This window comes from Bacillus sp. S4, assembly GCF_040838205.1.
In the GTDB taxonomy this organism is placed as follows: domain Bacteria; phylum Bacillota; class Bacilli; order Bacillales; family Bacillaceae_G; genus Bacillus_A; species Bacillus_A cereus_U.
The window spans coordinates 1-2,920 of record NZ_JBFPJI010000380.1 but is presented as its reverse complement, the minus strand read 5'-3'; the positions used below and the strand labels follow the sequence as shown (position 1 = coordinate 2,920).

Sequence of the window (2,920 nt, the reverse complement as noted above, 5' to 3'; positions counted from 1 at the left end):
GTATAAGAATTTCCGTATCCTTATAATATAGCTAAATATGTACTTGTATCCATATGACCGCCCTGCTCTGCAACAGATGCACCGGCTGCCTTACTCCCCATTTCTAGTGCATTTATAAGAATATATGCACCGATAATAGATACTACGGCTGAAATAATTTCTACAACATTAGACTTTGTCATCATACCCTCACCTTTCAAACAACGTCTTTTATCCATCTAGAGAAATCTCTTTCTATCTCTTACTTATACATAATAGCAAAAAAGACGGTATGAAATTCCAGTTCATACCATCTTTTTTTGCTAAAATTAATTATTTGTTTGTATACAAGAAAGAATATATTTCGAAATTAACTCCCATCTATCCTTCGCTTCCGGTATAATCTCAGATGCAATCGCCACCACCAATTCCTTCTCCGGTATACAACAAATCACATTTCCACCATCGCCCATGGCACAATATGAAAAGATACCATCTTCTTCTCGTAACCACCATAAGTACCCATATAGATTTTCGTTCATTATTGTCGATTCTTTTACCCATGATTTTGAAAGAATTTGCTTTCCACCATAAATACCTTTATTCAAATACAATCGTCCAAACTTAGCCATATCTCTAGCTGTTAACGTAAGTCCCCATCCGCCTGCCGAAATACCGTTTGGATCATGAACCCATCCTTTCACATCTTTTCCGAATAAGTCATGGAATCCAAATGCTTTCATATTGTAGTTTGGAATTTCTCTCATGCCGATAGGCTGGAATAGATATTCGTTCGCAAATTCACGAGCACTTTTCCCTGTTACACTCGTAATAATTGCTGATAGTAAATGAGCTCCTGCAGATGAATATTTAAAAGATCCAACTTGCCCGCCGTTCCCAATTCTATTAAGTGTATACTGCACCCAATCCTTTTGTGTGCATAATTCTTCTAACGGTTCCTGCCAGTCCACATAAGGATATGGAGCTGTCATTGTAAGTAGATGCCGAACTGTTACTTCAGATTCCTTAAGATTATATTCAGGAAAAAACTCTATTACTTTTTGATTAACACTTTTGATATATCCTTTATCTATACATATTCCAATTAACGCAGAGATTATCGTTTTGGTGACCGATGCCACATGAAATGTATCATCTGGACCGTAACCATTATAATAATTTTCAAAAGTAACATTACCTTTTTGCATTACTAACATACCATTAATATTTTTATATTCTTCTTTTACAACACAATCTAACTGTTCAGCCGTTTTCATTGCTCTTCCCCCTTAATCTATGATTAAAAAGGTTCGATAGGTACATATATATCGACTATATGTTTATGTTCTGGGTGCTGCCTCGGATCATTTTTATACACTTCAAAAGGATACGAATCTCTCGGTTTATATCCGCTCTTCGGGAGCCATTCACCGTATAAAAAGTTCCATGCCCCTTTGTATTCATCTTGGAATATTTCAAAGTGACCTATCGCATATGTCCCTGAAGGTATTGCCATTATTCCAATGTCACTCGTTCCTACTGAGGCTTCATCTGGAATTGTTATACATAGACTTGTTCTTAAATGATAGTCTTCTGTAAACTCATGATGATCGTGATAAATTGTTAATACCTTCGTATCCTCGAATACATGATATTTTTGCTCCGATGCGTAATGAAATAGTTTCTCTATCATTTTTGGAAAATCTATAGCTAAATCCTTATATGTACCTACATGTCTTATGTATGCGACGTTTACTTTGTCCGCTGTTACAATTTCGACCTCTCCTCGAACCTTCTTACACTCATTGTATTGGGAACCTTCGTTTACGTCTTTGCAATTCTTGCTATTGTGATTTCTATAGTGAGACGGACTTACTCCGTACTGACTTTTAAATGTCCGGGAGAAAACTGCTGAATCCGTAAAACCATAATGATAAGCAATATCTGTAACCGTCATATCCATACGATATGTAAGTAAATGTGTTGCCCTCTCTAATTTCAAACGATTCACATACCGAGATAACGGCTCTTCCATCATCCCTTTAAAAATTCTATGAAAATGAAATTTTGAAAAGCCTGCAACATTCGCTAAATCTTCAATGGAAAGCGAATCATTTATATTTGATTCTATATAGTCTTGCACTTTATAAATACGTCGTAAATACTCGTTTCTACTTTGAGAACTCTCCATATTCTTTCCTCCTCACAACAAAAAGGCTAACTTCACGTTAGCCTACTTTACACATTTTTTAAAAATAAAACTCTACTCCCGCCGTTCCCATCATAATTTGTATGTACGGATACACCATCTACCTCATCATCCCCGGCTTCAATTTCAAAGCCAATTTCTTGATGAAATTGTATCGATTTTTTATTAACTGTTGACGTTATCGCTTTTACAACTTTACGGTTATTTGCACGAGCGACATCGAAGAAATAAGAATACAGTGTCGATGCGATTCCTTTTCTTCTATATTTCGGATTTACACCGATAAAATGAACGTACGCTTCCTCTTTATGCGTTTGTGAAAAGAATCCGCATAAGAAACCTAACGTTTCTCCTTCTTCTTCAATGATAAAACTCGTTTCTTGAAAGTGAACGAAAAACAATTTTGGCAACATATTAGCCATATCTCTTCCGCCCCACCAATCATTTAAGACGGAATGAATCTTTACATAATCTTCCCCTTGAATGTTTCTTACTCGCATGTATTTCTCCCTCTCACTCACTTCATTTTCTCATAAATTTTAATAACCGTTTCTACTAAAAGAATGAATACCCAAATACCACAAAATACAAGAGCAGATTGGAATATTGACCCTAGCATAATAATGCCAACTGCACCTGATCCTGAAAATGATAGTTCAACAAAGCCTGGATCATGTATAAGTGTTCCAGCGTATACGGCCATTAAAACGGATGATATTAAATAAATAACAC

General features: G+C 35.9%; 4 protein-coding genes and 1 pseudogene. All 5 read right to left on the bottom strand.

Going from position 1 to position 2,920, the window contains the following annotated elements:
- Positions 1-23: 23 nt before the first annotated feature.
- Positions 24-218 (bottom strand): annotated as a pseudogene (locus tag AB3X48_RS20440) (hypothetical protein); the annotation flags it as partial.
- Positions 219-308: 90 nt separating this feature from the next.
- Positions 309-1,256 carry a serine hydrolase domain-containing protein gene (locus AB3X48_RS20435; protein WP_199715313.1) on the bottom strand — a complete coding sequence of 316 codons (948 nt, stop codon included), beginning with the start codon at positions 1,254-1,256 and terminating at the stop codon, positions 309-311.
- Positions 1,257-1,279: 23 nt separating this feature from the next.
- Positions 1,280-2,170: an AraC family transcriptional regulator gene (locus AB3X48_RS20430; RefSeq protein ID WP_016105277.1), complete on the bottom strand. Its 891-nt coding sequence runs from the start codon at positions 2,168-2,170 to the stop codon at positions 1,280-1,282.
- Between the two features lie 47 nt (positions 2,171-2,217).
- A complete protein-coding gene (locus tag AB3X48_RS20425) occupies positions 2,218-2,688 on the bottom strand; it encodes a GNAT family N-acetyltransferase (protein ID WP_016105278.1) in 471 nt (156 codons plus the stop codon).
- Between the two features lie 17 nt (positions 2,689-2,705).
- On the bottom strand, positions 2,706-2,920 hold a 215-nt coding region (locus tag AB3X48_RS20420; RefSeq protein ID WP_367959873.1), incomplete at its 5' end, for a DUF3980 domain-containing protein.

Coding starts and splice junctions, on each gene's coding strand:
- AB3X48_RS20425 (WP_016105278.1), bottom strand. CDS start 2,688: ATGCGAGTAAGAAACATTCAAGGGGAAGATTATGTAAAGATTCATTCC.
- AB3X48_RS20435 (WP_199715313.1), bottom strand. CDS start 1,256: ATGAAAACGGCTGAACAGTTAGATTGTGTTGTAAAAGAAGAATATAAA.
- AB3X48_RS20430 (WP_016105277.1), bottom strand. CDS start 2,170: ATGGAGAGTTCTCAAAGTAGAAACGAGTATTTACGACGTATTTATAAA.